Below are 24,198 nucleotides of genomic sequence, written 5' to 3'. Positions count from 1 at the left end.
GTACCGATCTACGGATCTACAGAGGAGGTACGCGTGCGCACCACGAGAGCCACCCCTGCCAGACCTTTGCTGATCACCGCCCTCGCGCTCACCGCGACGGGCTCACTCCTGCTCACCCCGCACACCGCGACGGCCGAGAACGAACCCCTCACCAGGGAACGGGAGTTCACGGCCGAGGCCGCCGACTCCCCGGCGAGCGCGGCGAGTCGCGCGCTCACCGCCCCCGCCCCGGACCTCGCGTCGGACACCCGCGGCTACCCCCGGCGCCAGGTCCTCGCCCCGGACCCGGTGAACCCCGGCGACAAGTCGGTCAAGCTGGGCCTGACCCCGTACCACGCGATCGCGCCGAAGCTGAACTCCCTGCAACGGCTGGGCGATCGGGTGAGCGTGGAGGTGACGGGCCGCTCGGCGGGCGGGCACCGGCTGTACCTCGTCACGGTCACCGCCCCGGAGAGCGCGGCGCGGGCGAGGGCGCAGGAGAGGGCGCGCCGCCTCATCGAGGACGCCCGTGTCACGTCCGCGCGCCAGCTCCCCGGCTACAAGACCCCCGTCTTCTTCAACGCCAACATCCACGGCAACGAGTGGGAGGGCACGGACGCCTCCCTGAAGCTGATCGAACGCCTCGCGACGGCGAACGACGCCCGTACGAGGGACCTCCTCGCCCACACCCGCCTGTACTTCAACATCACCGCCAACCCGGACGGCCGGATCGCCGGCACCCGCGCGAACGGCGGCGGCTTCGACCTGAACCGGGACTTCGTCACCGCCTCGCAGCCGGAGACGCGGGTGATGCGGCAGATCCAGATCGACAAGCAGCCAGCGGTGATGCTGGACCTGCACGGCTACGTCAACGGCACCCTGATCGAGCCGACGACTCCCCCGCACGGCGAGAACTACGAGTACGACCTGTTCCTGAAGAACACGTACGCGAACGCCCTCGGCATGGAGAAGGCCGTCAACTCCCTGGGCTACACGCCGGGTCGGGACGGGGTCGAGCCCGCGCAGATCCCGTTCCGCGACCAGGACGAGGGCTGGGACGACTGGCCGCCCATCTTCACCCCGCAGTACGCGGCCTTCCACGGCACGGTCGCCGCGCATACGGTCGAGATCCCGCTCCCGGTGAACAACGCGGCCTACAACCTGCCCGTCGAGGAGCTGCGCCGCCGCTCCGGCATCAACACGGCCGTCGCCGGTGCCGCGTTGAACGCCACCCTCGACTTCGTCCGCGCCCGCCGCACGGCGCTGATCGACGACCAGATCGAGGTGTTCCGCCGGGGCGCCCGGGGTGCGGCGCAGACCCCGGTCTCCTCCTCGACTGTCCCTGGTGTGCCGGGAATCGGCCCGGAGGACGTCTACACGACGACCTTCCCGCGCGCGTACGTGATCGCGGCGGGCACGAGCGCCGCCGCCCGGCTGGTCGACCACCTGATCGCCAACGACGTGCGTGTCACGCGTACGACCGTCAACTTCGGTAGGTATCCCCGGGGTTCGTACCTGGTCGACATGCGGCAGCCCAAACGGGGCCTGGCGAACGCCCTGTTGGCCGACGGGCGGGACATCAGCGGCAAGGTGTCGGCGATGTACGACATCTCGGGCTGGAGCCTGGGCCGCCTGTGGGGTGCGACGGTCACCCCGGTCACCGCCGGACGGCTGCCCGCCGCGCGGGCCATCTCCGGTGCGGCGCCGGTGAGTTCGGTGCCCGCGTACGGGAACCTGCGGCTGCGGCTCGACGACGCGCAGGCGTACGCGGCCCTCAACTCGCTGCTGCGGCAGGGCGTTTCGGTGCGGCGCGACGGAGCCGACAGTGTCGTCGTCCCGGCGTCCGCGCGCCGCAAGGCCCTGGCCGTCGCCCGCGCCCACGACGTCGCGTTCACGTCGACGCCGTTCACCGGGGCGGCTCCGCTGCACCGGGTCCGGGTCGCGGCGGCCGGTACCGCCGGGGAGTTGTTCGCGCTGCGGGAGATGGGCTTCGAGGTGACGCCGGTCTCCACGGAGGTGCTGAACGCCGGGTTCGACTGGGGTTCGGTGGACGTGCTGTTCGCGTCGGCGGGGCTCGATCACGGGCGGCTGGACGCGGGGGCGCGGGCGGCGCTGGACGCGTTCCTCGCCGGGCGCGGGATGGTCGGGCGGGGCATGGTCGGGGCCGGGGTCAGCGCCGGGGCCGGGGTGCTGGCGGTGACCGCCGTCGAGGGCAACGGGGACGCCAACGGGGTGGTCAGGGTGGTGAGTTCGCGGCCGGGGTACGCGTTCGTGTACGCGCCGGTGTGGTTCACCGGGCTCGGGGCGGGGGTGCGCGTCGAGGAGAGGTACGCCGCCGGGAACCCGCTCGTCTCCGGGCACTGGCGGGCGGGGGCCGACGGCGCGGGCGGGCCCGCCGACGCCGCCGGGCGGCCTTCGGTCGTCAGCGGGCGGCATGCCGTCCTGTTCGGCACGGAACCCCTCTTCAGGGCTCACCCCAAGGGGGAGTTCCCCCAGGTCGCACAGGCATTGTTCACCATGGCACACGCAAGCAGCGGGCTGGTTGAGGAGAGCGGATGACGCTGGAGATCCACGGCACCGTCCAGGACGGTTTCGAATCGGTGCGGGAGGAATTCGCCGCGTTCGTGGCGAGCGAACGGCCCGACTACGAGGGCCAGTTGTGCGCCTGGGTGGACGGCCGCAGAGCGGTCGACCTGTGGGCGGGCGAACAGACGGAGCCCGACTCGTTGTTCGGGGTGTTCTCCTCGACCAAGGGCGCGGCCCATCTCGTCGTCGCGCTCCTGGTGCAGGACGGCACGCTGGAGCTGGACCGCAGAGTCACCTACTACTGGCCGGAGTTCGCCGCCGAGGGCAAGGGCCAGCTGACCCTGCGGGACCTGATCACGCACCGGGCGGGGGTGGTCGGTCTGGACGCCGGGTTCTCGGAGGCGGAGCTGGCCGACGACCGGCTGATCGCCGAACGCCTCGCCGACCAGCGGCCGTTCTGGCGTCCGGGCACCGCGTTCGGCTACCACGCCCTGGTGATCGGGGCGTTGACGGGTGAGGTGGTGCGGCGGGCGACCGGGCACACGCTCCAGGAGGTGTTCGAGGAGCGGGTGCGGGCGCCGTACGGGCTCGACTTCTTCCTCGGGCTGCCGGACGCGCTCGAACCGCGCTACCGGTCCGTGCAGCCGATGATGCCGACTCCCCGGCAGCAGGCGGAACTCGACGCGGTGCCGCGCGACCCGCACTCGCTGGCGTCCATCGCGTTCAACGGCCATGTGCCGGACTCCGGTGACCTCCTCTCGCACGCCAGCTCCCGTGCCGTGCGCGCGAAGGGGCCCGCCTCGGCCGGTGGGGTCGCGGCCGCGCGGGGGCTCGCCGGGATGTACGCGGCGGTGCTCTTCGAGGTGGACGGGCGTCCGCCGCTGCTGAAGCCGGACACGCTCGCCGAGGTCGGGCAGATCCACTCCACCGGGTACGACCTCGTGGGCCGGGCGCACAAGTCGTTCGGCCTCGGGTTCCAGGCGGTCGCCGACACCGCGTACCCGTTCCTCGGCGCCGGTTCCTTCGGGCACAGCGGTGCCGGTGGCTCCCAGGCGTTCGCCGATCCGCGCGGCGGGCTGGCCTACGGGTACACCCGGCGCCGGATGGCGTTCCCGGGCGGGGCGGCACCGGAGAACGAACGGCTGGTGCGGGCGGTGCACGAGGCGGCGCTGGCGAGGTGAGGGGGGCGGTGGGACACCGCCTGCCGATCGCGCGGGGGCCGTACTCCGGGGTTGCGGAGTGCGGCCTTCGCACGTCAGCGCCTGGTCACGTGCACCACCACAGGAACCGGTTGCAGGTTTCCGAGGGTGACGGCTGGGGGGAGGGCGCGGCGGGCGACGGGTCGGCGGAGGGGGTGCCGGGGGCCGGGTTCGCGGGGGTGGTGTCCGCCGGGGTCGTGGAGGCCGGGTCGGCGGGGGTGGTCGCGGGGGTGGACCCGCTGGGCGAGGGGGACGTGCCGTCCGAGGCGGAGGGGGACGCCGAGGGCGAGGGCGAGGCCGACGCGCTGGGGTCGGACTGCGCAGGTGAGGAGGGGTCGTCCGACGGGAGCGCCGGATCGCCGGGGGCCGGGGAGGCGTCGTCGACCTCGGCGGACTCGCCGCCCGCCGCCGCCGGGTTGCCCGAGGGGCGGCCGGGGGCGTCCATGCCGAGTTCGGCGAGGCCCGCGCCGCCGGTCAGCAGGAGGACGCCGGCCGCGATCATCGCCGCGCGGCGGCGGCGTCTTCGGTGCGCGGACGCCTTGCGATCGCGACGGCTCGCGCCGGGCGCGGGGTGCGTGGGGTCGTCGTCCGCGCCGTCCGCGTCGGCTGCGGTCGGTCCGGTGGGGGGTGTGACGCCTGTCACGCCCGGAGTACCCGTAGTACCGGCCGTAGTACCCGTAGTACCGGCGTCCCCGATGGGTGCCGTCGGCTGTGGAGCCTGCTCGTACCCGTACGACGTTTCGGCGGTGGCCCCGCAGCCCGGACAGGCGAGTGCGCCGTTCAGGTGGCGTCGGCAGGTGTGGCAGTAGTCCATGACGCGGGAAGACTAGGTTCCCGACACGTGGAGTTCCTAGAGGGTCCTGTGGAGGTTTCGTGGGAACAGGCGACCGAAACCTGATGGGCCGGATCGAAACTGTCGAAACCGTTATGCGTTCGACCCATTGACACTCCCCTCACGCCGTCCTTACTGTCACGCCAGCATTTCGAACGTGTGACGAAATCTCGAACAGCTGAGGGGCAACTTCCGTGCGTATCACCGGAATCAGCACACACGTGGTCGGGACGCCGTGGCGCAACCTGACCTACGTCCAGGTGCACACCGACGAAGGGATCACCGGAGTCGGCGAGACCCGGATGCTGGGCCACACCGACGCACTGATCGGCTATCTGCGCGAGGCCGAGGCCAACCACATTCTCGGCTCCGACCCGTTCGCAGTGGAAGACCTCGTACGCCGCATGAAGTACGGCGACTACGGGCGCGCCGGCGAGATCGTGATGTCCGGCATCGCGGTCGTCGAGATGGCCTGCTGGGACATCAAGGGCAAGGCCCTCGGCGTCCCGGTCTGGCAGTTGCTCGGCGGCAAGGTGACCGACAAGGTCAAGGCGTACGCCAACGGCTGGTACACCACCGAGCGCACCCCCGAGGCGTACCACAAGGCCGCGCAGGGCGTGATGGCGCGCGGGTACAAGGCGCTGAAGATCGACCCCTTCGGCACCGGCCACTTCGAACTCGACCACGAGCAGAGCCTGTACGCGGTCTCGCTGATCGAGGCCGTGCGCGACGCGATCGGCCCCGACGCGGAGCTGATGCTGGAGATGCACGGCCGGTTCTCGCCGTCCACCGCCGTGCGGCTCGCCAAGGAGCTGGCCCCCTTCAAGCCCGCGTGGCTGGAGGAGCCGTGCCCGCCGGAGAACCTGAAAGCTCTCGAAAAGGTCGCGGCGAAGGTCGACATCCCGGTCGCGACCGGTGAACGCATCCACGACCGCATCGAGTTCCGCGAGCTGTTCGAGAGCCAGGCCGTGGACATCATCCAGCCGGACGTCGGCCACATCGGCGGCATCTGGGAGACCCGCAAGCTCGCGGCGACCGCCGAGACGCACTACATGCTGGTCGCCCCGCACAACGTCGGTGGCCCGGTGCTGACCGCCGCCTCGCTCCAAGTCGGCTTCACCGCCCCGAACTTCAAGATCCTGGAACACTTCAACGACTTCGCGGACGCGGAGATCAAGAAGGTCGTCAAGGGCGCCCCCGAGGTCGTCGACGGCTACTTCCAGCTGTCGGACGCGCCGGGTCTCGGCGTCGAGCTGGACGTGGACGCGGCGGCCGAATTCCCGCAGCAGCAGGCCCGGTTCGACCTGTGGGCCGAGGGCTGGGAGCAGCGCAAGCCGAAGGGCACGCAGTGAGCACCCAGGTAGTCGTCCAGGCGCCCGGCGAGCACCGGGTCGAGCCGCACACCCCGCGTCGGCCGGAGGCGGGCGAGGCGCTGGTGCGGGTCCACGCGACCGGCATCTGCGGCAGCGACCGCGAGGTGTACCAGGGCAACCGGCCCGAGGGGTACGTCCGTTACCCCCTCACGCCGGGGCACGAGTGGTCCGGGACCGTCGAGTCGGTCGGCGCCGGGGTGCCTTCAACTCTCGTAGGCCGCAAGGTCGTCGGGGAGGGCTTCCGCAACTGCCAGGTGTGCGACCGGTGTCACGCCGGCGAGACGACGCTGTGCACGGACGGCTACGAGGAGACCGGGTTCACGCAGCCCGGCGCGATGGCGACGACGCTGACGCTGCCCGCGCGGTTGCTGCACGTCCTGCCGGACGACGCGGACCTCACCGCCGCCGCGCTCCTCGAACCGGCCGCCTGCATCGCCGCCGCCGCGATCAAGGCGAACGCGCTGCCGGGCGAGCGGGTGGCGGTCGTCGGGACCGGGACGCTGGGCATGTTCGCCGTTCAGTTCCTGAAGGCGGGCTCGCCGGGCGAACTGCTCGTCGTGGGCACCCGGGGCGACCGGGAGGCGCTGTCGCGGCAGTTCGGCGCGAGCGACTTCCGTACGCGCGATCAGGAGCTGCCGGACGACTTCGACGTCGTCATCGAGACGGCCGGTTCCGCGTCGGCGGCCCGGACCGCGGCCTCGCTGCTGCGGCGCGGGGGCCGGCTGGTGCTGACCGGGATCCCGGCGGCGGGTGCGGACGGGCTCGACCCGACCGACCTCGTCGTGCGCCAGCTGGAGGTGCACACCGTCTTCGGGGCGCCGCCGGACGCCTGGGCGCACACCGTGCGGGTCTTCGGCGCCGGGCTGCTGGATCCGCTGCCCCTGGTCACCCACGAGCTGCCGCTCGCCGAGTTCTCCGAGGCGATCGAGCTGGTGGGGTCCGGGGATCCGAAGGTCGGCAAGGTGCTGCTGAAGCCGTAGCCCCCAAGTCGTACGCCGGTACGGGGGCGACCTGACGGTCTCCGTACCGGCGTACACCCAGTACGACTCAGGTATCACCCCGCGCGTCACCCCCCTACCCCGAGCCGCGAACCTCGTCCGAAATATCGAACCCGGAGATCGGTCCCGCCAGGGCATCGCACCTCCAGGACAACGAAGGAAAGCCAGTGACCGACGCTTCCGCTCCGGCAGCCCGTCGCCCCGGTGAGCCCGTGCTCGCCGCGCTCGGCCTGGGTGCGCCCGCCCTCGACCCCGCCGACGCCTCCGCCCACACGTTCCCGGGCGGTGGCCGCTGGCGCACCGAGGTCCCTTCCTGCGAGGGTCCCGAAGCGCTGGCCGTCGTGCTGAAGGAGGCTTCGCGCCTCGACGTCCCGATCCACCGGATCAGCCAGGGCAGCGGCGTGTGGATGCTCTCCGACGCCGAGATCACCGAGATGGTCGAGGCGACCGCCGAACGCGACATCGAGCTGTGCCTGTTCACCGGCCCGCGCGGCACCTGGGACATCGGCGGCTCGACCCGGACCGACTCGCGCGGCGGCGGGCTGCGTGCCCGGGGCCACGACGCGGTCGCCGGGTGCGTCGAAGACGCCGTCCGCGCCACCGAGTTGGGCGTCAAGTGCCTGCTCGTCGCCGACGAGGGCGTGCTGTGGACGCTGCACCGCGCCCGTGAGGCGGGGATCATCCCGGCCGACACGACGCTGAAGGTGTCCGCGCTGATCGGCCCGGTCAACCCGGCGGCGTACGCGGTGTACGAGCGCCTGGGCGCCGACTCGGTCAACGTGCCCAGCGATCTGACGCTGGATCACCTCACCGAGATCCGGCGGGTGTCGGGCGCTCCCATGGACATGTACATCGAGGCCCCCGACGACCTCGGCGGCTACGTGCGGATGTACGAGGTGGCCGAGCTGATCCGGCGCGGCGCACCGCTGTACCTCAAGTTCGGTCTGTCCAAGGCGCCTTCGATCTACCCGTGGGGCACCCACCTGCGGGACGTCACCCTGGACACCGCCCGGGAGCGGGTGCGGCGCGGCCGGCTCGCCCTGGACCTGCTCGCCCGGCACGGCGCGGACGGCGAGATGGCGCCGCTCGGCTCCCGGCTGCCGGGGACGCTGAACCGCTTCCCGACCGGGGACTGAGCCGCCGTCCGATGCTTGCACGACCCGGCGCCTGACGGGGACGCCGGTCTCTCAACGACGAGAAGAACAAGGATTGATCACCATGCGCAACCGCAGAGTCGTACTCTCCGCCATAGCCGGTGCCGCCTCCCTCGCCCTGACCCTGTCCGCCTGCGGCCAGAGTGGTGAGGGCGGCAGCGAGGAGAAGTCGGGCGACACCAAGGGTGCCCTGGTCGGCATCTCGATGCCGACCAAGTCGTCCGAGCGGTGGATCACCGACGGCGCGAACGTCGAGAAGGACCTCAAGGCCAAGGGCTACAAGACGAAGCTGGTCTTCGGCGAGGACAAGCCGGACCAGCAGGTCTCGCAGATCGAGACCCTGATCGCGCAGGGCGTGAAGGCGCTGATCGTCGCGGCGATCGACAACAAGTCGCTGGACAACGTGCTCCAGCAGGCCGCCGACGCGAAGATCCCGGTCATCGCCTACGACCGGCTGATCCTCGGCACCAACAACGTCGACTACTACGCGTCGTTCGACAACGAGAAGGTCGGCCAGCTGCAAGGCCAGTACCTGGTCGACAAGTTGGGGCTCGCGAGCGGCAAGGGCCCGTTCAACATCGAGCTGTTCGCCGGTTCGAACGACGACAACAACACCCGGTACTTCTTCAACGGCGCGATGAGCGTGCTCAAGCCGTACATCGACTCGAAGAAGCTGGTGGTCAAGTCCGGCCAGACCGAGCTGACCAAGGTCACCACGCTGCGCTGGGACGGCGCCACCGCCCAGCGTCGCATGGAGGACATCCTCACCTCGACGTACACCTCGGGCCGGGTCGACGCGGTGCTCTCGCCGTACGACGGCATCTCGATCGGCATCATCGCGGCGCTGCGCTCCGACGGTTACGGCACGGCCGCGAAGCCGCTGCCGGTCATCACCGGCCAGGACGCCGAGATCGCGTCGGTGAAGTCGATCATCGCGGGCCAGCAGTCGATGTCGGTCTTCAAGGACCTGCGCAAGCTCGCGCAGTCCGCGACCGACATGGTCGACGCGTCGCTGAACGGCAAGAAGCCGGAGATCAACGACACCAAGTCCTACGACAACGGCAAGAAGGTCGTTCCCGCCTTCCTGCTGAAGCCGGTCAGCATCGACAAGACCAACTACGAGAAGGAACTCGTGCAGAGCGGCTACTACACGGCGGACCAGCTCAAGTAAGCGTCGGCCCTTAAGGATTGGAAGGCACGACCATGGCGGGACCCGTCCTGGAAATGCGCTCGATCGTCAAGACCTTTCCCGGTGTCAAAGCGCTCTCGGACGTCACACTGACGGTCCGTCAGGGCGAGGTCCACGCCATCTGCGGGGAGAACGGCGCCGGCAAGTCCACCTTGATGAAGGTGCTCTCCGGCGTTCATCCGCACGGGAGTTACGAGGGCGACATCCTCTTCGAGGGTGAGCCTTGCGAGTTCAAGGACATCCGGGCGAGCGAGCAGCGCGGCATCGTCATCATCCACCAGGAGCTGGCGCTGTCGCCGTATCTCTCGCTGGCGGAGAACATCTTCCTCGGCAACGAGCATGCCAGGGGCGGGTTCATCGACTGGCGTGAAACCCTGCGGCACGCCACCGAGTTGCTGCGCCGGGTGGGCCTCACGGACCACCCGGACACCCGGGTCATCGACATCGGCGTCGGCAAGCAGCAGCTGGTGGAGATCGCGAAGGCGCTCTCGAAGAAGGTGAAGCTGCTGATCCTCGACGAGCCGACGGCGGCGCTCAACGACGAGGACAGCGACAAACTCCTCAACCTGATCCTGGAGTTGAAGAACCAGGGCATCACCTCGATCATCATCTCCCACAAGCTCAACGAGATCCGCAAGGTCGCGGACTCGGTGACGATCATCCGCGACGGCCGGTCCATCGAGACGCTGGACGTGAAGGCGGCGGAGACCACCGAGGACCGGATCATCAGCGGCATGGTGGGCCGCGACCTCGACCACCGCTTCCCCGAACGCTCCACGTACGACGGGGACATGGGCGACGCGCCCGCGCTGGAGGTCAGGGGCTGGACGGTCGCCCACCCGATCGACCAGCACCGCAAGGTGGTTGACGATGTGTCACTTCACGTGCGGCGCGGGGAGATCGTCGGTATCGCGGGCCTGATGGGGGCCGGCCGTACCGAGCTGGCGATGAACGTCTTCGGCCGCACGTACGGCCGTTACCTGGACGGCACGGTCCTCAAGGACGGCACGGAGATCCGCACGAAGACGGTCTCCGAGGCCGTCGAGCACGGCATCGCGTACGTCACCGAGGACCGCAAGCACTACGGGCTGAACCTCATCGACACCATCAACCGCAACATCTCGCTGACCGCGCTGAGCAAGGTCGCGAAGCGGGGCATCGTCGACGAGCACGAGGAGCAGCAGGTCTCCGAGGGCTACCGCAAGTCGATGAACATCAAGGCGCCGACGGTGTTCGAGCCGGTGGGCAAGCTGTCCGGCGGCAACCAGCAGAAGGTCGTCCTCAGCAAGTGGATCTTCGCGGGTCCCGAGGTGCTGATCCTGGACGAGCCCACGCGCGGGATCGACGTGGGCGCCAAGTACGAGATCTACACGGTCATCGACCAGTTGGCCGCCCAGGGCAAGGCGGTCGTCTTCATCTCCTCCGAGCTGCCCGAACTGCTCGGCATGTGCGACCGCATCTACACCATGGCCGCCGGGCGGCTCACGGGTGAGTTCTCGCGGGCCGAGGCCACGCAGGAAGTGCTGATGCGTCAGATGACGAAGGACAAAGAGGTAACGCGATGAGCACGGACGTGACCGACAAGAGCCCGGCAGCGGCTCCGCCCGGCAAGGGCGGGGGTTCCGGGGCCGGCGGGAATCTCCTCCAGCTGGTGCTGAACGGCCTGCGCCGCAACATGCGCCAGTACGGCATGCTGATCGCCCTCGGCCTGATCATCGTGCTCTTCCAGGTCTGGACGGGCGGCGACCTGCTGCTGCCGCGCAACGTCTCCAACCTGGTGCTGCAGAACAGCTACATCCTGATCCTGGCCATCGGCATGATGCTGGTCATCATCGCCGGGCACATCGACCTGTCGGTGGGGTCGATCACGGCGTTCGTCGGGGCCTTCGCGGCCGTACTGACCGTGCAGCACGGCGTGTCCTGGCCGCTCGCGCTGGTGCTGTGCCTGCTCATCGGGGCGGTCGCCGGCGCCGTACAGGGCTTCCTCATCGCCTACTTCGGCATACCGTCGTTCATCGTCACCCTCGCCGGGATGCTGCTGTTCCGCGGTCTCACGGAGATCCTGCTGGAGGGCCAGACGCTCGGCCCGTTCCCGGACGGCCTGCAGAAGATGGGCAACGGGTTCCTGCCCGAGGTCGGCCCGGACACCAACTACCACAACATCACGCTGCTGCTGGGCATCGTCCTGATCGCGTTCACGGTCCTCCAGGAGGTCCGGGACCGCAGGCGGCAGCAGGAGTTCTCGCTCGACGTCGTGCCGTTCAACCTGTTCCTGCTGAAGCTGGTCGCGATCTCGGCGTCGATCCTCGCGGTCACGATGCTGCTCGCCAGCTACAAGGGCGCGCCGATCATCCTGCTCATCCTCGGTGTGCTGGTGGTGGGTTACGGCTACCTGATGCGCAACTCGGTGTTCGGCCGCCACATCTACGCGATCGGCGGCAACCTCCCGGCGGCGAAGCTGTCGGGCGTCAAGGACAAGAAGGTCACCTTCCTTGTCTTCCTGAACATGGGCGTGCTCGCGGCCCTGGCGGGTCTGGTGGTCGCCGCCCGTCTGAACGCGGCGTCTCCGAAGGCGGGGCTCAGCTTCGAACTGGAGGCGATCGCCTCCTCGTTCATCGGTGGCGCGTCCATGAGCGGCGGTGTGGGTACCGTCCTCGGCGCGATCATCGGTGGTCTCGTCCTCGGTGTGCTCAACAACGGCATGAACCTCCTGAGCGTCGGCACCGACTGGCAGCAGGTCATCAAGGGCCTCGCCCTGCTGGCGGCCGTCGGGTTCGACGTCTGGAACAAGCGCAAGTCCGGTTCGTAACCATCTCCGGGCCTCACCCCTAGGGGGTGGGGCCCCACCCTTAAGGGGAGCCGCAGATATGGAACTGAACAGACGCACGGTCATCGCGGGCGCCGCCGCGGCGGGCATCGCCGCGACCACCCTCGGCCCGGCGGCCGAGGCGAGCACGGGTACTACGGGTACTGCGGCCGGGGGCGGCCGGACGCCGACGAAGAAGCTGTTCGGCACGCTGGCCGACGGCACCAAGGTGTACCTGTGGTCGCTGGCGAACGGCGGCACGAAGCTGAAGGTCCTCTCCTACGGCGGGATCGTGCACTCGCTGGAGACCCCGGACCGGCACGGCCGCTACGCGAACGTCTCCGCCGGGTTCGACAACCTTGAGGACTACGCCGCCAAGTCCCCCTACTTCGGCGCGCTGATCGGCCGCTACGGCAACCGCATCGGCAAGGGCCAGTTCACCCTGGACGGCAAGAAGTACCAGCTGTCCGTCAACGACGGCGACAACAGCCTGCACGGCGGCGCCAAGGGCTTCGACAAGCACACCTGGAACGTCGAGCCGTTCGTCAAGGGCCCGGACGTCGGCCTGCGGCTGTACTACACCAGCGTGGACGGCGAGATGGGCTACCCGGGCACGCTGCGCACGAAGGTGACGTACACGCTCACCAAGCACGGCGACTGGATCATCGACTACGAGGCCACCACCGACAAGGCCACCGTCGTCAACCTCACGAGCCACGTGTACTGGAACCTCGCGGGTGAGGGCAGCGGCACGATCGAGAACCACGAGCTGACGATCGCGGCCTCCCGCTACACCCCGACCGACGCCGGCCTCATCCCCACGGGTGAGCTGGCCAAGGTCTCCGGTACCCCCTTCGACTTCCGCAAGGCCAAGGCGATCGGCCGGGACATCCGCGCCGGGCACAACCAGTTGATCCTCGCCAAGGGCTTCGACCACAACTGGGTGCTGGACAAGGGGATCACGGCGAAGCCGGTGCACGTGGCGACGCTGCGCGACCCGGGGTCGGGCCGCACGCTGAAGATCGCCACCGACCAGCCGGGGCTGCAGTTCTACTCCGGCAACTTCCTGGACGGCACCCTGACCGGGACCGGCGGCGACACCTACCGCCAGGGCGACGCGCTCTGCCTGGAGACGCAGCACTTCCCGGACTCGCCGAACCAGCCGAAGTTCCCGTCGACGACGCTGCGGCCGGGGCAGACGTACCGGACGCGGACGGTGCACTCGTTCAGCGCGCGGTGAGTCCTGCGGCGCTGAACAGGCTTTAGCCATACGGACGTCGCCCACAGAAGACTCACAACTTCTTACCGATTTCTCAGTGGGTGAACAGCGTCACCGAAGCCTCCGTATGTAAGGGCGGCCCGTGCTTCTCCGCACGGGCCGCCCAGTCGCGACGGGCCCGGTCGTCCCCAACGGGCCCGCCCTTTACGGAGGTTCCATGGCCGACAACGTCACCTCGTTGTTCCGCAGCACGACGGCCCACAGCCCGTCGATGGCCGCGTTGACACGGGAGGGCGGGGAGGGCACCGGCCCGGTCGACTTCTGTATCCCGTGCAACCCGTACTTCCCGACGCCGGCGATGTTCGACGAGATGTCGGCCCGGTTCCGCGACATCATCACGTACTACCCGAGCGGCGCCGACACCATCACCTCCGAGCTGTGCAACCTCCTCCAACTCCCGCCACAGGCCGTGGCGATGGGCAACGGGTCGACCGAACTCATCACCTGGATCGACCACTTGCTGGTCCGTGAGTCGCTGGCGGTGCCGGTGCCGACGTTCGGCCGGTGGACCGACCAGCCCATGGAGACGGGCAAGCGGGTCGACATGTTCCCGCTCCAGGAGGCCAACGGGTTCGTCCTCGACCTCGCCCAGTACGCGGAGTTCATCCGCGCCCGGGGCACCCGGGTCGCCGTGATCTGCAACCCCAACAACCCCGACGGCGGCTTCCAGCACCGGCAGGCGCTGGTGCAGTTCATGGACTCGATGGCCGACCTCGACCTGATCGTCATCGACGAGTCGTTCCTGGAGTTCTCCGACGCCGAGCAGGAGCCCAGCGTCGTGCAGGAGGCGATGCTGCGGCCCAACGTGATCGTGCTGCGCAGCCTCGGCAAGAACTTCGGGCTGCACGGGATCCGGTTCGGGTACCTCGTCGCGAACCCGTCGCTCGCGGGCAAGGTACGCTCGATGTTGCCGAAGTGGAACCTCAACTCCTTCGCGGAGTACGTGGTGTTCATGCTGAAGGACCACGGGCCGGAGTACGCGCAGAGTCTGCTCCAGGTGCGCAAGGACCGGCTGGAGATGGCCAGTCAGCTCTCCGCGCTGCCGGGTCTGACGGTCTATCCGTCGCAGGGGAACTTCCTCTTCGTCCGTCTTCCGGTGGGGGCCGAGGGGACGGTGGTCCGGGACCGGCTGCTCACCGAGCACCGGGTCCTGGTCCGGGAGTGCGGCAACAAGATCGGCTCCTCCAGCCGCTTCCTGCGGCTCGTGGTGCGCCCCCAGGTCGATGTGCGCCGTCTGGTGTCCGGCCTGGAGCAGGTGCTCTACGGGACCCGCAGGGGGGCGCCGGTGCCCGAGCTCGCGCCCGCCGTGGGGTACAGCTCGGGGACGGCCGCCGTCGACCGGCTGGTCACGAACGGCGCCGGCATGCAGGGACTTGCCGCTCAGGCCCTCGCGGCCGGCGCCCCGGCTCCGATGGCGGCGGCCGTCGGAGCCGGACTTCCGGCGCCGATGCCGTCGTCGATGCCCTCGCCTTCGCCGATGACGTCGCCGCTGGCGCCGGCCGCGATGGCGCCCGCGATGGCTCCGGCCGCCGGGGGGCCGACGCCGGTTCCGCCGTCGCCCATGGCGCCGGCCGCGGCGATGGCACCGGCGGGGATGGGGGCTTCGGGGATGGCGCCGCCTTCGATGGCTCCGGTGGGGCAGGCGGGGCAGGCTGGTCCGATGGGGCTCACGGGTCCTGTGGGTGCCGCTGGTTCTGCTGGTTCCGCCGGTCCTGCGGGGATGTCCGCGCCGATGGGGGCGCAGGTGCCGCAGCAGATACCCATGCCGTCCAACGGCGCGGGGATCCCGATGCCGGCGCCCCAGTCGGCGCCCGCTCCCGCGCCCGCTCCGGCCCCGGCCATGTCGCCGGCCCCCGGCGCACCGCCCGCGATGACGCCGCCCGGCGTGCCCGCCCGGGGTGGCCTCACGGCGGCCCAGGTGCGGGGGACGAACGGGTTGACGCCGGCTCCGGCCACGGGGTGGCCCAACGCGGGGAGCTGGCCGAACGCGGCGGGGATGGGGCAGGTGGGGTAACTCCCCTGCGGGGTAGTCCCTACGGGGCCGGCTTGCGGGGTCGGTGGGGGTAGTCCCTGAGAGCTACGGGCGGTACCCGTAGTACCTGGTACCGGGAGGGGTGCGGGGTACTACGGGTGCCGTCCGTTCATTGCGCCGTCGGCCGGTCAGTACGCCACCGGCCAGCCCGAGCTCCAGTTCAGGAGGTTGATGCCGAGCTTGGGGGTGCCGTTGTCGTCGGCGTCGTAGTAGTGGTAGACGATCAGGTCGCCGTCGGTGTCGTTCATGATCGACTGGCCGCCGGGGCCGACGACGCTGCCGTGCGACTCCAGGACCGGCGTCCCGCCGTTGTTCATCATCGAGACGCCGTTCTTGTCGACGTACGGCCCGGTGACGCTGGTGGCCCGGCCGACCTTGACCTTGTACGTCGAACTCGTCCCGGCGCAGCAGGTGTCGTAGGACGCGAAGAGGTAGTAGTAGCTCCCCCGCTTGACGACGAACGGCGCCTCGACGGCCTTGGTCCCGGTGGGGCGGGACGCGATCGAGTACCTGGTGGTGTTGCTCGCGAGCTGCTTGCCGGTCCCCGGGTCGAGCTGGATCATCTTCAGACCCGTCCACCAACTCCCGAACGACAGCCACCACTTGCCGTCGCCGTCGACGAAGAGGTTGGGGTCGATGGCGTTGTAGTCGCTGGAGGTGGCGGACGTGTAGACGGTGCCCTGGTCGGTCCAGGAGCCCGGAAGTCCGGTGGCCGAAGTCGCCAGCCCGATCGCCGATTTGTTGGAGCCGAACGTCGAAACGGCGTAGTAGAGCAGGTACTTGCCGCCCCGGTAGGAGATGTCCGGCGCCCATGCCTCGGTGGCGCCGTACGACGACCACCAGCCCGGCTTGCTCGCGAAGGCGTCGCCCCCGGAGCTGAAGGCGATCCGGTCGGTGGACGTCCGGTACGAGATCCCGCCCCCGGTCGCGTACACCAGGTACCGCCCGCCGGACGTCCGGATCATCGTCGGGTCGTGGACGACCGTACTCCCGGTCACCCGCCCGGGGTTGGGGTAGGCCGACGCGGTGGTCGGCATCAGTGCGAGCAGAAACGCGGCGGGCAGGGCCAGCAGGCCGGCCCGACGGGAGATGCGGCTCATCCGGACGCTCCTTGAGGTGGGGGGAGTTCACCGTTCGGCCGACCGAACGGCAGTCGCGTCATCGGACGCGACCGTAGAATCGAACCCCTTGCGCGTCAACGCTCCCGGCCCCCCTCGAAACTCTTCGAAACACGGGGACTCCACACCCCGTCCGGCGACCCACCCAACACGCCTGGCCTGTACACGACTTGACGACCCGTCACTTCACCCCTCCGACAGCCCGCCAACAGGAACCACCCCCGTAGGCCGACATCACCGAGGGCAAGACCGGCTCCCCCTGAAACTGGCCCTCACGGTCGTGGACGACGACACCTGCGCACCGCTCGGCAACGCGCTGGCGGAGATCCGGCACGCGGACGTCCTCGGCGACTCCACGGCGACGGAGGCGCCGCGTCCGGCCTCCTCACCCTTGCCGCACTGGGGAGTTCACCCACGGCGGGGTACACCGGCGCGCTCACGCTCGGCGTCGAGCGGTAGGCACCGGCCCGGTCGACGCGCGAGTGGTCGACGCGCGAGCGGCGGGCGTGGGAGCAGCGAGCGCGCGAGCGGCCCCGGTCCGGACCGGGGCCGCTCCATGGGGCGTCACTTCGCCGGGCACTCCTTCCACGCGACGTGGTAGATCGTGGACAGGTCGCCGTCCGTCGAGTCCATGGTCATGAAGCTGACCTTGCCGGGCGACTGGGTGCCGGCGGTCACCCGCAGCTCGGTGTTGATGTTGAAGTTGCGCTGGACTCCGCAGGGCGCCCAGACCAGTTGGGCCCACTCGGTGGAGTCGGTGGCCTGCCAGTTGTCGGTGAGGGAGCCGTTGAACGTGTGGCTCTTGAACGCCGTCTGGGAGGACCCCTGGAAGTAGTACGAGGACCGCTGCAGGGCGCTCGCGCCGCGCTGGAGGGACGCGAAGCCCCGGTAGTCGACGCTCGCGATGGCGTAGGTGAAGCCGCCGGGGACGTGGACGACCATGCTGAGCTGGCAGTTCTTGCGGAACGCTGTTGGGTCGGAGTTGCCGCCCGCCTGCGCGAGGTAGTCGCTGTAGGTGACGGTGAACGCGGTGTTGTCCTCGGAGACGGCGACGGCGGTGGTGCCGGCGGGGCAGCCGGAGCCGTTCACGGTCGCGAGGTTGATGACGATCTTGTCCGGCGGCGGGTCGATGAACGCCGGGTCCGCCTCGGCGGGTAGCGCCGTGGCGAGGAGGGCGGCTGTCGCGCCGCCCAGCAGAAGTGCACCGGTCTTCATGGGCTCTCCCGTGAATCGGTCCGTGGGGGGTGGTCACGCCTCGGCCAAAGCTATGGAGAACCTGTGCGGTTTCCGTGAAGACCGGGGCGAACGCATCGTAGGGACCGGGGAGTTCGGCGCCTACGTCGAACTCCGGCCATTCACAGAAGTACCGTTCACACCTGAGAGGTACAGGTGTAGTACGCGCGTATTACGGGCCTCAGGGGTTCTCCCAGGCCGCCGGTTCCGCCGCCAGCGCCCGTACCGGACCCGGCAGCGCGTCCGCCGCGAGGTCCGCGATCGTGACCCCCTCCAGGACCCGCCGCACGTTGGCCCGCAGCGCGATCCACAGCGGGAGCAGCGGTTCGGCGGTCCCCTTGTAGGAGAGTTCCGTGGGCCGCTCGCCCCGCACGGAGACGATCGGCCCGTCCACCCCGCGCACGACGTCGGCGACGGTGATCGCGGCGGCGTCCCGCGCCAGCCGGTACCCGCCGCCCCCGCCGCGCCGGCTGTCGACGACCCCCGCGCGGCGCAGATCGCAGAGGATCCCTTCCAGGAACTTGTGCGGGATGTCCTGCGCCAGGGCGACGGTCTCCGTCTTCACCGGGTCGTCGCCCTGGCGTACGGCGATCTCCAGTACCGCCCGTACCGCGTAGTCCGCCCGTGCCGAGATCCTCATGCGCCCATTGTGGGGCTCAGGCGAGGCGGATGACGTTCCAGGACAGCGGCTCAAGGACGGCGGTGAGAGTGCCGTCCGTCAGCGCGGTGCCCTCGGCCGCGTGCGGGGTGACCCGCTCGGGCTCGGCGAGGGTATTACGGGCGTCCGGGTCGGCGTCCGCGAGCACGCTGTGCTCGACGACCCTGTCGACCCCGAGCCCCCCGAGAGCCACCTCCAGCGGTAGCCCCTCGGTACGGCTCCGGTTCACCGCGAACACCGTCACCGAGCCGTCGTCCGCGCGCACGGCCGTCGCGTGCAGCAGGTCCGTCTCGCCGAACTTCTGCGTGTCGTACGTCGGCGAGTCCACCCGTACGTCCAGGACCTCGCCCCGCCCGTACGTCGAAGCCTGCGCGAACGGGAAGAACGTGGTCTGCCGCCAGGCGGGCCCGCCGGGCTCGGTCATGATCGGGGCGATCACGTTGACGAGCTGGGCGAGGCAGGCGACGGTGACGCGGTCGGCGTGCCGGAGCAGGGCGATGAGCAGCGAGCCGAAGACGACGGCGTCCATGACGCTGTAGTTGTCCTCCAGGAGGCGGGGGGCCTCGGCCCAGTCGCGCTCGCCGGAGTTCTCGATCTCGTGCCACTCGGAGATGTACCAGACGTTCCACTCGTCGAAGGAGAGGTTGATCTTCTTCTTCGACTTCAGCTTCGCGCCGATGTGGTCGGCGGTGGCGACCACGTTCTCGATGAAGGACTCCATGTCGACGGCGGAGGCCAGGAAGGAGTCGATGTCGCCGTTCTCGGGCTGGTAGTAGGCGTGCAGGGAGATGTAGTCGACGAGGTCGTACGTCTCCTCCAGGACGGTCGCCTCCCAGGCGGCGAAGGTCGGCATGGACTGGCTGGAGGAGCCGCAGGCGACGAGTTCGACGCCGGGGTCGAGCTGGCGCATCGCGCGGGCGGTCTCGGCGGCGATCCGGCCGTATTCCTCGGCGGTCTTGTGGCCGGTCTGCCAGGGGCCGTCCAGCTCGTTGCCCAGGCACCAGAGTTTGATGCCGAAGGGCTCCTTGTCGCCGTGCGCCACCCGTAGTTCCGCGAGGGCAGTACCTGAGGGGTGGTTGGCGTACTCCTGGAGCTGGAGGGCTTCGGCTACCCCTCGAGTACCGAGGTTGAGGGCCATCATCGGCTCCGCCTGCGGGCCGAGCTTGCGCAGGAAGCCGATGTACTCGGAGAGGCCAAAGCGGTTGGTCTCGGTGGAGCGCCAGGCGAGGTCGAGGCGGCGGGGGCGCTCCTCCACCGGGCCGACCGAGTCCTCCCACCGGTAGCCGGAGACGAAGTTGCCGCCGGGGTAGCGGATGGTGGTGACACCGAGTTCGCGGACCAGGTCGAGGACGTCCTGGCGCAGGCCCTCGGCGTCGGCCGTGGGGTGGCCGGGCTCGAAGATGCCGGTGTAGACGCAGCGGCCGAGGTGTTCGACGAACGATCCGAAGACCCGGGGGCTGACCTCGCCGACCGTGAAGGCGGGGTCGAGTGTGAAGCGGGCGGTGCGCATGTCTTCCTTTCGCACGGCTAGGCCACCGTCGGCCAGCCGTCCCTTGTCCAGTCCAGTCGGTTCAGTCCCAGCTTCGGAACGCCGTCGTCCTCAGCGTCGTAGTAGTGGTACGCCAGCCAGTCCCGGCCCCGGTCCCGGAAGACCGACTCGCCTCCCGTGCCCACGTACCTCCCGTGGCCCTCCAGTACGAGGTCCCCGCCTCCCTCCAGCATCGGACGACCCTGACGGTCCACGTAGGGGCCGGTCACCGAGGTGGAGCGGCCCACCCTGATCTTGTACGTGGAGTTCACTCCGGCACAACAGGTGTCGTAGGAGGCGAAGAGGTAGTAGTACCGTCCGTGCCGCACGATGGACGGGCCCTCGACGGCGTACGGCGCGTCGGGGCGGGTCGCCAGGTGGTGGACCTCGGCGCCGGGGACGGCCCGGCCGGTCCTCGGGTCCAGTTCGACCATGCGGATGCCGGTCCAGTACGACCCGAAGCTCATCCACAGCCTGCCCTGGGCGCGGATCAGCGCCGGGTCGATGGCGTTGTAGTCGTCGGTGCGTTCGGAGGTGAACGCCTTGCCGTGGTCGGTCCAGGTGCCGGGCAGGCCGGAGGGCGAGGTGGCGAAGCCGATCGCCGAGTGGTTGGTGCCCCAGGACGACACGGCGTAGTACAGCCAGTACCTGCCGCCGCGGTAGGAGATGTCGGGCGCCCAGGGGTCGCCGGTGTCGTTGTACTCGTACCACCAACTCGGGGGCGTGGCGAAGGCGTTGCCGGCGTCGTCCCAGTGGACGCGGTCCTTGGAGAGGCGGGTGCCGATCACGCCGCCGGTCGAATAGGCCGCGTATCCGCCGGACTTGAGGCGGATGACGGTCGGGTCGTGGATGATCTGCTGGCCGGTGACCGGCTGCGGGTCGGGGTAGACGGGGGTCGCGCTCGCCGTCGCCGGGGCGAACGCGAGGAGGACGGCGGCCAGGACGGTCGTCACTCTCAGACGCACGGCGGTTCCTCTCACTGTCCCGCCAGGCCGGTGTGCGCGACGCCGCGCACGATCTGGCTCTGGAAGAAGACGAAGACGATGATCAGCGGCAGTCCGGCGATGAGGCCGCCGGCCATGAGCTGCGGCCAGACGATGCCGAAGGCGTTCTGCACGGTCGCGATGCCGTTCGGCATGGTCATCAGGTCGGGGTTGTTGGTCACCATGTACGGCCACAGGAAGTTGTTCCAGGAGGCGATGAAGGTGAAGATGCCGACCGCCGAGAGGGACGGCTTGGACAGCGGCAGCACGATGGTGAAGAAGATCCGCCAGCGGCCGGCGCCGTCGATGAACGCGGCCTCCTCCAACTCCCGTGGCAGGGACTGGAAGAACTTGTAGAGGATGTAGACCATCGCGGCCGGCGCGCACTGCGGCAGGATCATGCCCCAGTAGGTGTCGACCATGCCGAGCGACTGGACGGTGGTGAAGAGCGGCACGCCGAGGATCGCCGGGGAGAACATCAGGCCGGCCATGGTGATCCCCAACAGGGCTGATTTTCCCCGGAATTCGGTGCGGGCGAAGCCGTAGCCGGCGAGCGCGGAGACGGCCAGCACGATGACGGTGACGCAGACCGACACCACGACCGAGTTCACGAACCAGTTGGGGATGTTGCCGGCCTCGAAGACCGCCTTCCAGGACTCCAGGGTGAAGTCCTCCGGGATCCAGTGCGGGGCGGCGACGGACTCCTCGGGTGTCTTGAGGGACGTCGACAGCGCCCAGGCGAGCGGGGCGAGCCAGAGCAGGGAGAGGCCGGCCGCGACGACGGTGAGCGCGATCTGGCCGGGCGTCCAGGTGCTACGGGGCTTGCGGAGCACGGGAGTTGGTGTGCTCATCGGGTGCCCGCCTCCTCTCGGCCGCGCAGCAGCCACATCCGGGCCAGCGCGACGGCGGCGACGATGACGAACAGGACCATGGAGATCGCGGAGGCGTAGCCCACGCGGTAGCTGGTGAAGCCTTCGTCGAGGGTGTACTGGACGAACGTCCGCGTCGATTCCTCCGGCCCCGGCCCGAACTGGTACATGACGACGGCCTGGTCGAACACCTGGAGGGAGGCGAGGACTTGGAGCGCGATGACGAGCCCGGTGATGTTGCGCAGGCTCGGGACGGTGACGTACAGGAGCCGCTGGAAGGCGTTCGCGCCGTCCAACTCAGCTGCTTCGTAGAGGTGTTGGGGTACGGCCTGGAGTGCGGCGAGGTAGAGGAGGAACGAGAAGCCGACCGTCCACCACAGGGTCGCGACAACGATGGCGAGGAGTGCCGTCGACTTCTGGGTGAGCCAGGGCGTGTCGAGGCCGAGGACGTGGTTGACCATGCCGTTGGTCGGCTGGAACAGCCACCACCACAGGTTGCCGATGACGGCCGAGGGCAGCAGGAACGGCGCGAAGAAGCACAGCCGCCACAGCCACTTGAAGTGCGCGGCGTGGTGGGCGATGAGCGCCATCAGCAGGGCGATCACGACGATCGCCGGGACGACGTACAGCGTGAACTCGACGCTGTGCCACAGCGAGGACCACACGAGGTCGTCCCGCAGTGCCTCGCGGTAGTTGGCGAGTCCGACGAAGCTGGTGTGGTCGCCGGAGATGTTGGCGTCGGTGAGGCTCAGGTAGAGGCCGCGGACGACGGGCAGGAGCACGAACAGCCCGTACAGCGCGAAGAACGGGGCGACGAACCAGCCGCCGTGCTGGAAGCGGCGCCCCCAGCGCAGGCGCGCGGACTCGGCGGCGGTGGCCGAACGCGGGCGCGTGGTGCGGGTGTTGAGGAGTCCGGCGCTGCTCATACGGCAACTCCTGCGCGTGGGCGGGTAGTTCTCGCGGGACCGGTGCTGCTCATGCCTTCGCCTCCTGTGCGGCGGTCAGCCCGTCCATCGGGTTCTTGGACTCCAGCAGTTCCTCCAGCGCGCGTTTCAGGCGGCGGGCGGCGTCGGCGGGTTTCGTGGAGCCGAGGTTGGAGGCGGCGACGATCGGGCCGACCCGGTTGGCGAGGACGCCCGTCGATCCGGCGAACCAGATGTGGGGCTCGGTCGCGGGGTGGTCCATGGCGGGCCTGGAGTACTCGTTCTGCGGGCTGAGCTCGAGGTAGGCGGGGTCCTCGAACGTCGGGAGGTAGGCGGGGATGTGGCCGCCGCCGGCCCAGGCGGTGGCGTGCTGGACGAGGTAGGCGGCGAGCAGGTGGGCGCCGTCGTTGGCGGCGCCGCCCCGGTCGGACTGGTGGGGCAGGACGAAGGAGTGCGACTCGACGTGGGTCGCGGGGCGGCCGAAGACGGGCGGCAGCGGCTGCGCCCCGAACTCGACGCCGGCGCCCCCGTAGTAGGGCACCGACCAGTTGCCCTCCCAGGCGAACGGCGATCCGGCGATGAACGCCTCGCCGTCGGAGGAGCCGACGGTGACGTAGCCGTCGGTGACGTGCCTGCGCAGGAACTCCAGTACCTCGGTGGCTTTTTGGGTGTCGAGGGTGACCTCGGTGAACGCGTCGTCGAAGTAGGTGCCGCCGAGCTGCTGGTAGAAGGCGACGAAGAACCACCAGGAGAAATTCTGGTCGTTGGCGTGCAGGCCCAAGGTCTGTACGCCGGGCCCCAGTTGCTTCTTGGCCGCCTTGAGGACGTCGAACCAGGCGTCGACCGACGTCGCCTCCGGGAGGCGGTCGTCCGCGTCCAGCAGGCCGGCCTTGCGGCAGACGTCCTTGCGGTAGAAGTTGAGCTGGGCGTGGATGTCGAGCGGCAGGGCGTACAACTCGCCGCCGACGAGGCCGCGTTGCCACAGCACGGGGTTGAAGTCCGCTTCCTTGACGCCGTACTTGGCGAGGAGGTCCATGTCCCAGGGGTCGAGCAGGCGGCCCGGGGCGAAGCCGGGGACCCGGCCCTGGTGCATGACCCCGAGGTCGGGGGCGCGGTTGCCCGCGGCGGCCATGGCGAGCTTGGTGTAGTAGGGACCGCCCCAGCTGAGGGTGGAGTCCTTGACAGCGATGTCGGGGTGCGCCTCGCGGAAGGCGTCGACCATGGCGACCATGTTGGCGCCGTCGCCGCCCTGGAAGAGGTTCCAGTACCGCACGCGCGCCCGTGCCCCGGAGGCGAGCGCGTCGGCCCCGCTGCCGAGGGCCGCGAAGCCGAAGCTCCCCGCGACCGCGAGGCCGCCCGCGGTGGCCAGAAGTTGCCTGCGATTCAGGCCAGGTCGTCCCATTCCCTGCCCTTGCTCTTCGAGATCCGTCAACAATCGTTCGAAATATCGACTAATGCCCGTAACTTCGAACAGGGACCGTAGGTTCCCATCCGCCCCACGTCAATGGGTCCGGCACGA

General features: G+C 69.7%; 19 protein-coding genes. 10 read left to right on the top strand and 9 right to left on the bottom strand.

The genetic code is table 11. From position 1 onward, the window contains the following. The first annotated feature begins 33 nt into the window (after positions 1-33). Positions 34-2,538: a M14 family zinc carboxypeptidase gene (locus IAG44_RS28140; protein ID WP_187749867.1), complete on the top strand. Its 2,505-nt coding sequence runs from the start codon at positions 34-36 to the stop codon at positions 2,536-2,538. After that, positions 2,535-3,686, top strand: a complete 1,152-nt coding sequence (locus tag IAG44_RS28135; protein ID WP_187749866.1) for a serine hydrolase domain-containing protein — start codon at positions 2,535-2,537, stop codon at positions 3,684-3,686. Before IAG44_RS28140 ends, IAG44_RS28135 begins: the two co-directional genes overlap by 4 nt. 85 nt (positions 3,687-3,771) lie before the next feature. Here the strand turns inward: IAG44_RS28135 and IAG44_RS28130 are convergent, their stop codons facing one another. After that, positions 3,772-4,518, bottom strand: coding sequence for an SCO2400 family protein (locus IAG44_RS28130; protein ID WP_187749865.1), 747 nt, complete (start codon positions 4,516-4,518; stop codon positions 3,772-3,774). Between the two features lie 212 nt (positions 4,519-4,730). Between IAG44_RS28130 and IAG44_RS28125 the strand changes: the two genes are divergently transcribed. The 8 genes from IAG44_RS28125 to IAG44_RS28090 all read left to right on the top strand — a co-directional run bounded on the left by IAG44_RS28125 (position 4,731) and on the right by IAG44_RS28090 (position 15,349). Then, on the top strand, positions 4,731-5,888 hold the full coding sequence (locus tag IAG44_RS28125; protein WP_187749864.1) for a mandelate racemase/muconate lactonizing enzyme family protein: 1,158 nt from the start codon (positions 4,731-4,733) through the stop codon (positions 5,886-5,888). Further along, on the top strand, positions 5,885-6,889 hold the full coding sequence (locus tag IAG44_RS28120) for a zinc-dependent alcohol dehydrogenase (RefSeq protein ID WP_187749863.1): 1,005 nt from the start codon (positions 5,885-5,887) through the stop codon (positions 6,887-6,889). The genes IAG44_RS28125 and IAG44_RS28120 overlap by 4 nt, the downstream gene beginning before the upstream one ends. Positions 6,890-7,074: 185 nt before the next feature. After that, complete coding sequence (locus IAG44_RS28115; protein ID WP_187749862.1) at positions 7,075-8,043, top strand: hypothetical protein; 969 nt, start codon at positions 7,075-7,077, stop codon at positions 8,041-8,043. An 82-nt stretch (positions 8,044-8,125) separates the two neighbouring features. After that, positions 8,126-9,232, top strand: coding sequence for a multiple monosaccharide ABC transporter substrate-binding protein (chvE, locus tag IAG44_RS28110; RefSeq protein ID WP_187749861.1), 1,107 nt, complete (start codon positions 8,126-8,128; stop codon positions 9,230-9,232). A 32-nt stretch (positions 9,233-9,264) separates the two neighbouring features. Beyond that, positions 9,265-10,815, top strand: coding sequence for a multiple monosaccharide ABC transporter ATP-binding protein (gene mmsA / locus IAG44_RS28105; protein WP_187749860.1), 1,551 nt, complete (start codon positions 9,265-9,267; stop codon positions 10,813-10,815). Further along, positions 10,812-12,059, top strand: a complete 1,248-nt coding sequence (mmsB, locus tag IAG44_RS28100) for a multiple monosaccharide ABC transporter permease (RefSeq protein ID WP_187749859.1) — start codon at positions 10,812-10,814, stop codon at positions 12,057-12,059. The genes mmsA and mmsB overlap by 4 nt, the downstream gene beginning before the upstream one ends. 58 nt (positions 12,060-12,117) lie before the next feature. Further along, the gene (locus IAG44_RS28095) at positions 12,118-13,296 is read left to right on the top strand and encodes an aldose epimerase family protein (RefSeq protein WP_187749858.1); all 1,179 of its coding nucleotides are present in this window, start codon (positions 12,118-12,120) and stop codon (positions 13,294-13,296) included. Between the two features lie 196 nt (positions 13,297-13,492). Beyond that, positions 13,493-15,349, top strand: coding sequence for a pyridoxal phosphate-dependent aminotransferase (locus IAG44_RS28090; protein ID WP_187749857.1), 1,857 nt, complete (start codon positions 13,493-13,495; stop codon positions 15,347-15,349). A 146-nt stretch (positions 15,350-15,495) separates the two neighbouring features. Here IAG44_RS28090 and IAG44_RS28085 read toward each other — a convergent pair whose 3' ends face one another. The 8 genes from IAG44_RS28085 to IAG44_RS28050 form a co-directional block, all read right to left on the bottom strand. Then, positions 15,496-16,467, bottom strand: a complete 972-nt coding sequence (locus IAG44_RS28085; RefSeq protein WP_187749856.1) for an arabinan endo-1,5-alpha-L-arabinosidase — start codon at positions 16,465-16,467, stop codon at positions 15,496-15,498. A gap of 582 nt (positions 16,468-17,049) precedes the next feature. Further along, positions 17,050-17,700, bottom strand: coding sequence for a DUF4360 domain-containing protein (locus tag IAG44_RS28080; protein ID WP_187749855.1), 651 nt, complete (start codon positions 17,698-17,700; stop codon positions 17,050-17,052). Between the two features lie 199 nt (positions 17,701-17,899). Next, the gene (locus tag IAG44_RS28075) at positions 17,900-18,358 is read right to left on the bottom strand and encodes an RrF2 family transcriptional regulator (protein ID WP_187749854.1); all 459 of its coding nucleotides are present in this window, start codon (positions 18,356-18,358) and stop codon (positions 17,900-17,902) included. A 16-nt stretch (positions 18,359-18,374) separates the two neighbouring features. Then, positions 18,375-19,886 (bottom strand): arabinosylfuranosidase ArfA, encoded by a 1,512-nt coding sequence (gene arfA / locus IAG44_RS28070; RefSeq protein ID WP_187749853.1) that lies wholly within the window; start codon positions 19,884-19,886, stop codon positions 18,375-18,377. Between the two features lie 17 nt (positions 19,887-19,903). Continuing rightward, on the bottom strand, positions 19,904-20,869 hold the full coding sequence (locus tag IAG44_RS28065; RefSeq protein ID WP_187749852.1) for an arabinan endo-1,5-alpha-L-arabinosidase: 966 nt from the start codon (positions 20,867-20,869) through the stop codon (positions 19,904-19,906). A gap of 11 nt (positions 20,870-20,880) precedes the next feature. Then, the gene (locus tag IAG44_RS28060) at positions 20,881-21,738 is read right to left on the bottom strand and encodes a carbohydrate ABC transporter permease (protein WP_187749851.1); all 858 of its coding nucleotides are present in this window, start codon (positions 21,736-21,738) and stop codon (positions 20,881-20,883) included. Further along, positions 21,735-22,682 (bottom strand): carbohydrate ABC transporter permease, encoded by a 948-nt coding sequence (locus tag IAG44_RS28055; protein WP_187749850.1) that lies wholly within the window; start codon positions 22,680-22,682, stop codon positions 21,735-21,737. The genes IAG44_RS28060 and IAG44_RS28055 overlap by 4 nt, the downstream gene beginning before the upstream one ends. 49 nt (positions 22,683-22,731) lie before the next feature. After that, positions 22,732-24,081: an extracellular solute-binding protein gene (locus tag IAG44_RS28050; protein WP_187749849.1), complete on the bottom strand. Its 1,350-nt coding sequence runs from the start codon at positions 24,079-24,081 to the stop codon at positions 22,732-22,734. Between the last annotated feature and the right edge of the window lie 117 nt (positions 24,082-24,198).

It is taken from the genome of Streptomyces roseirectus (genome assembly GCF_014489635.1).
Taxonomy (GTDB): domain Bacteria; phylum Actinomycetota; class Actinomycetes; order Streptomycetales; family Streptomycetaceae; genus Streptomyces; species Streptomyces roseirectus.
Note: the sequence above shows the minus strand (reverse complement) of the source record. Positions and strands in the feature narration are given on the sequence as shown.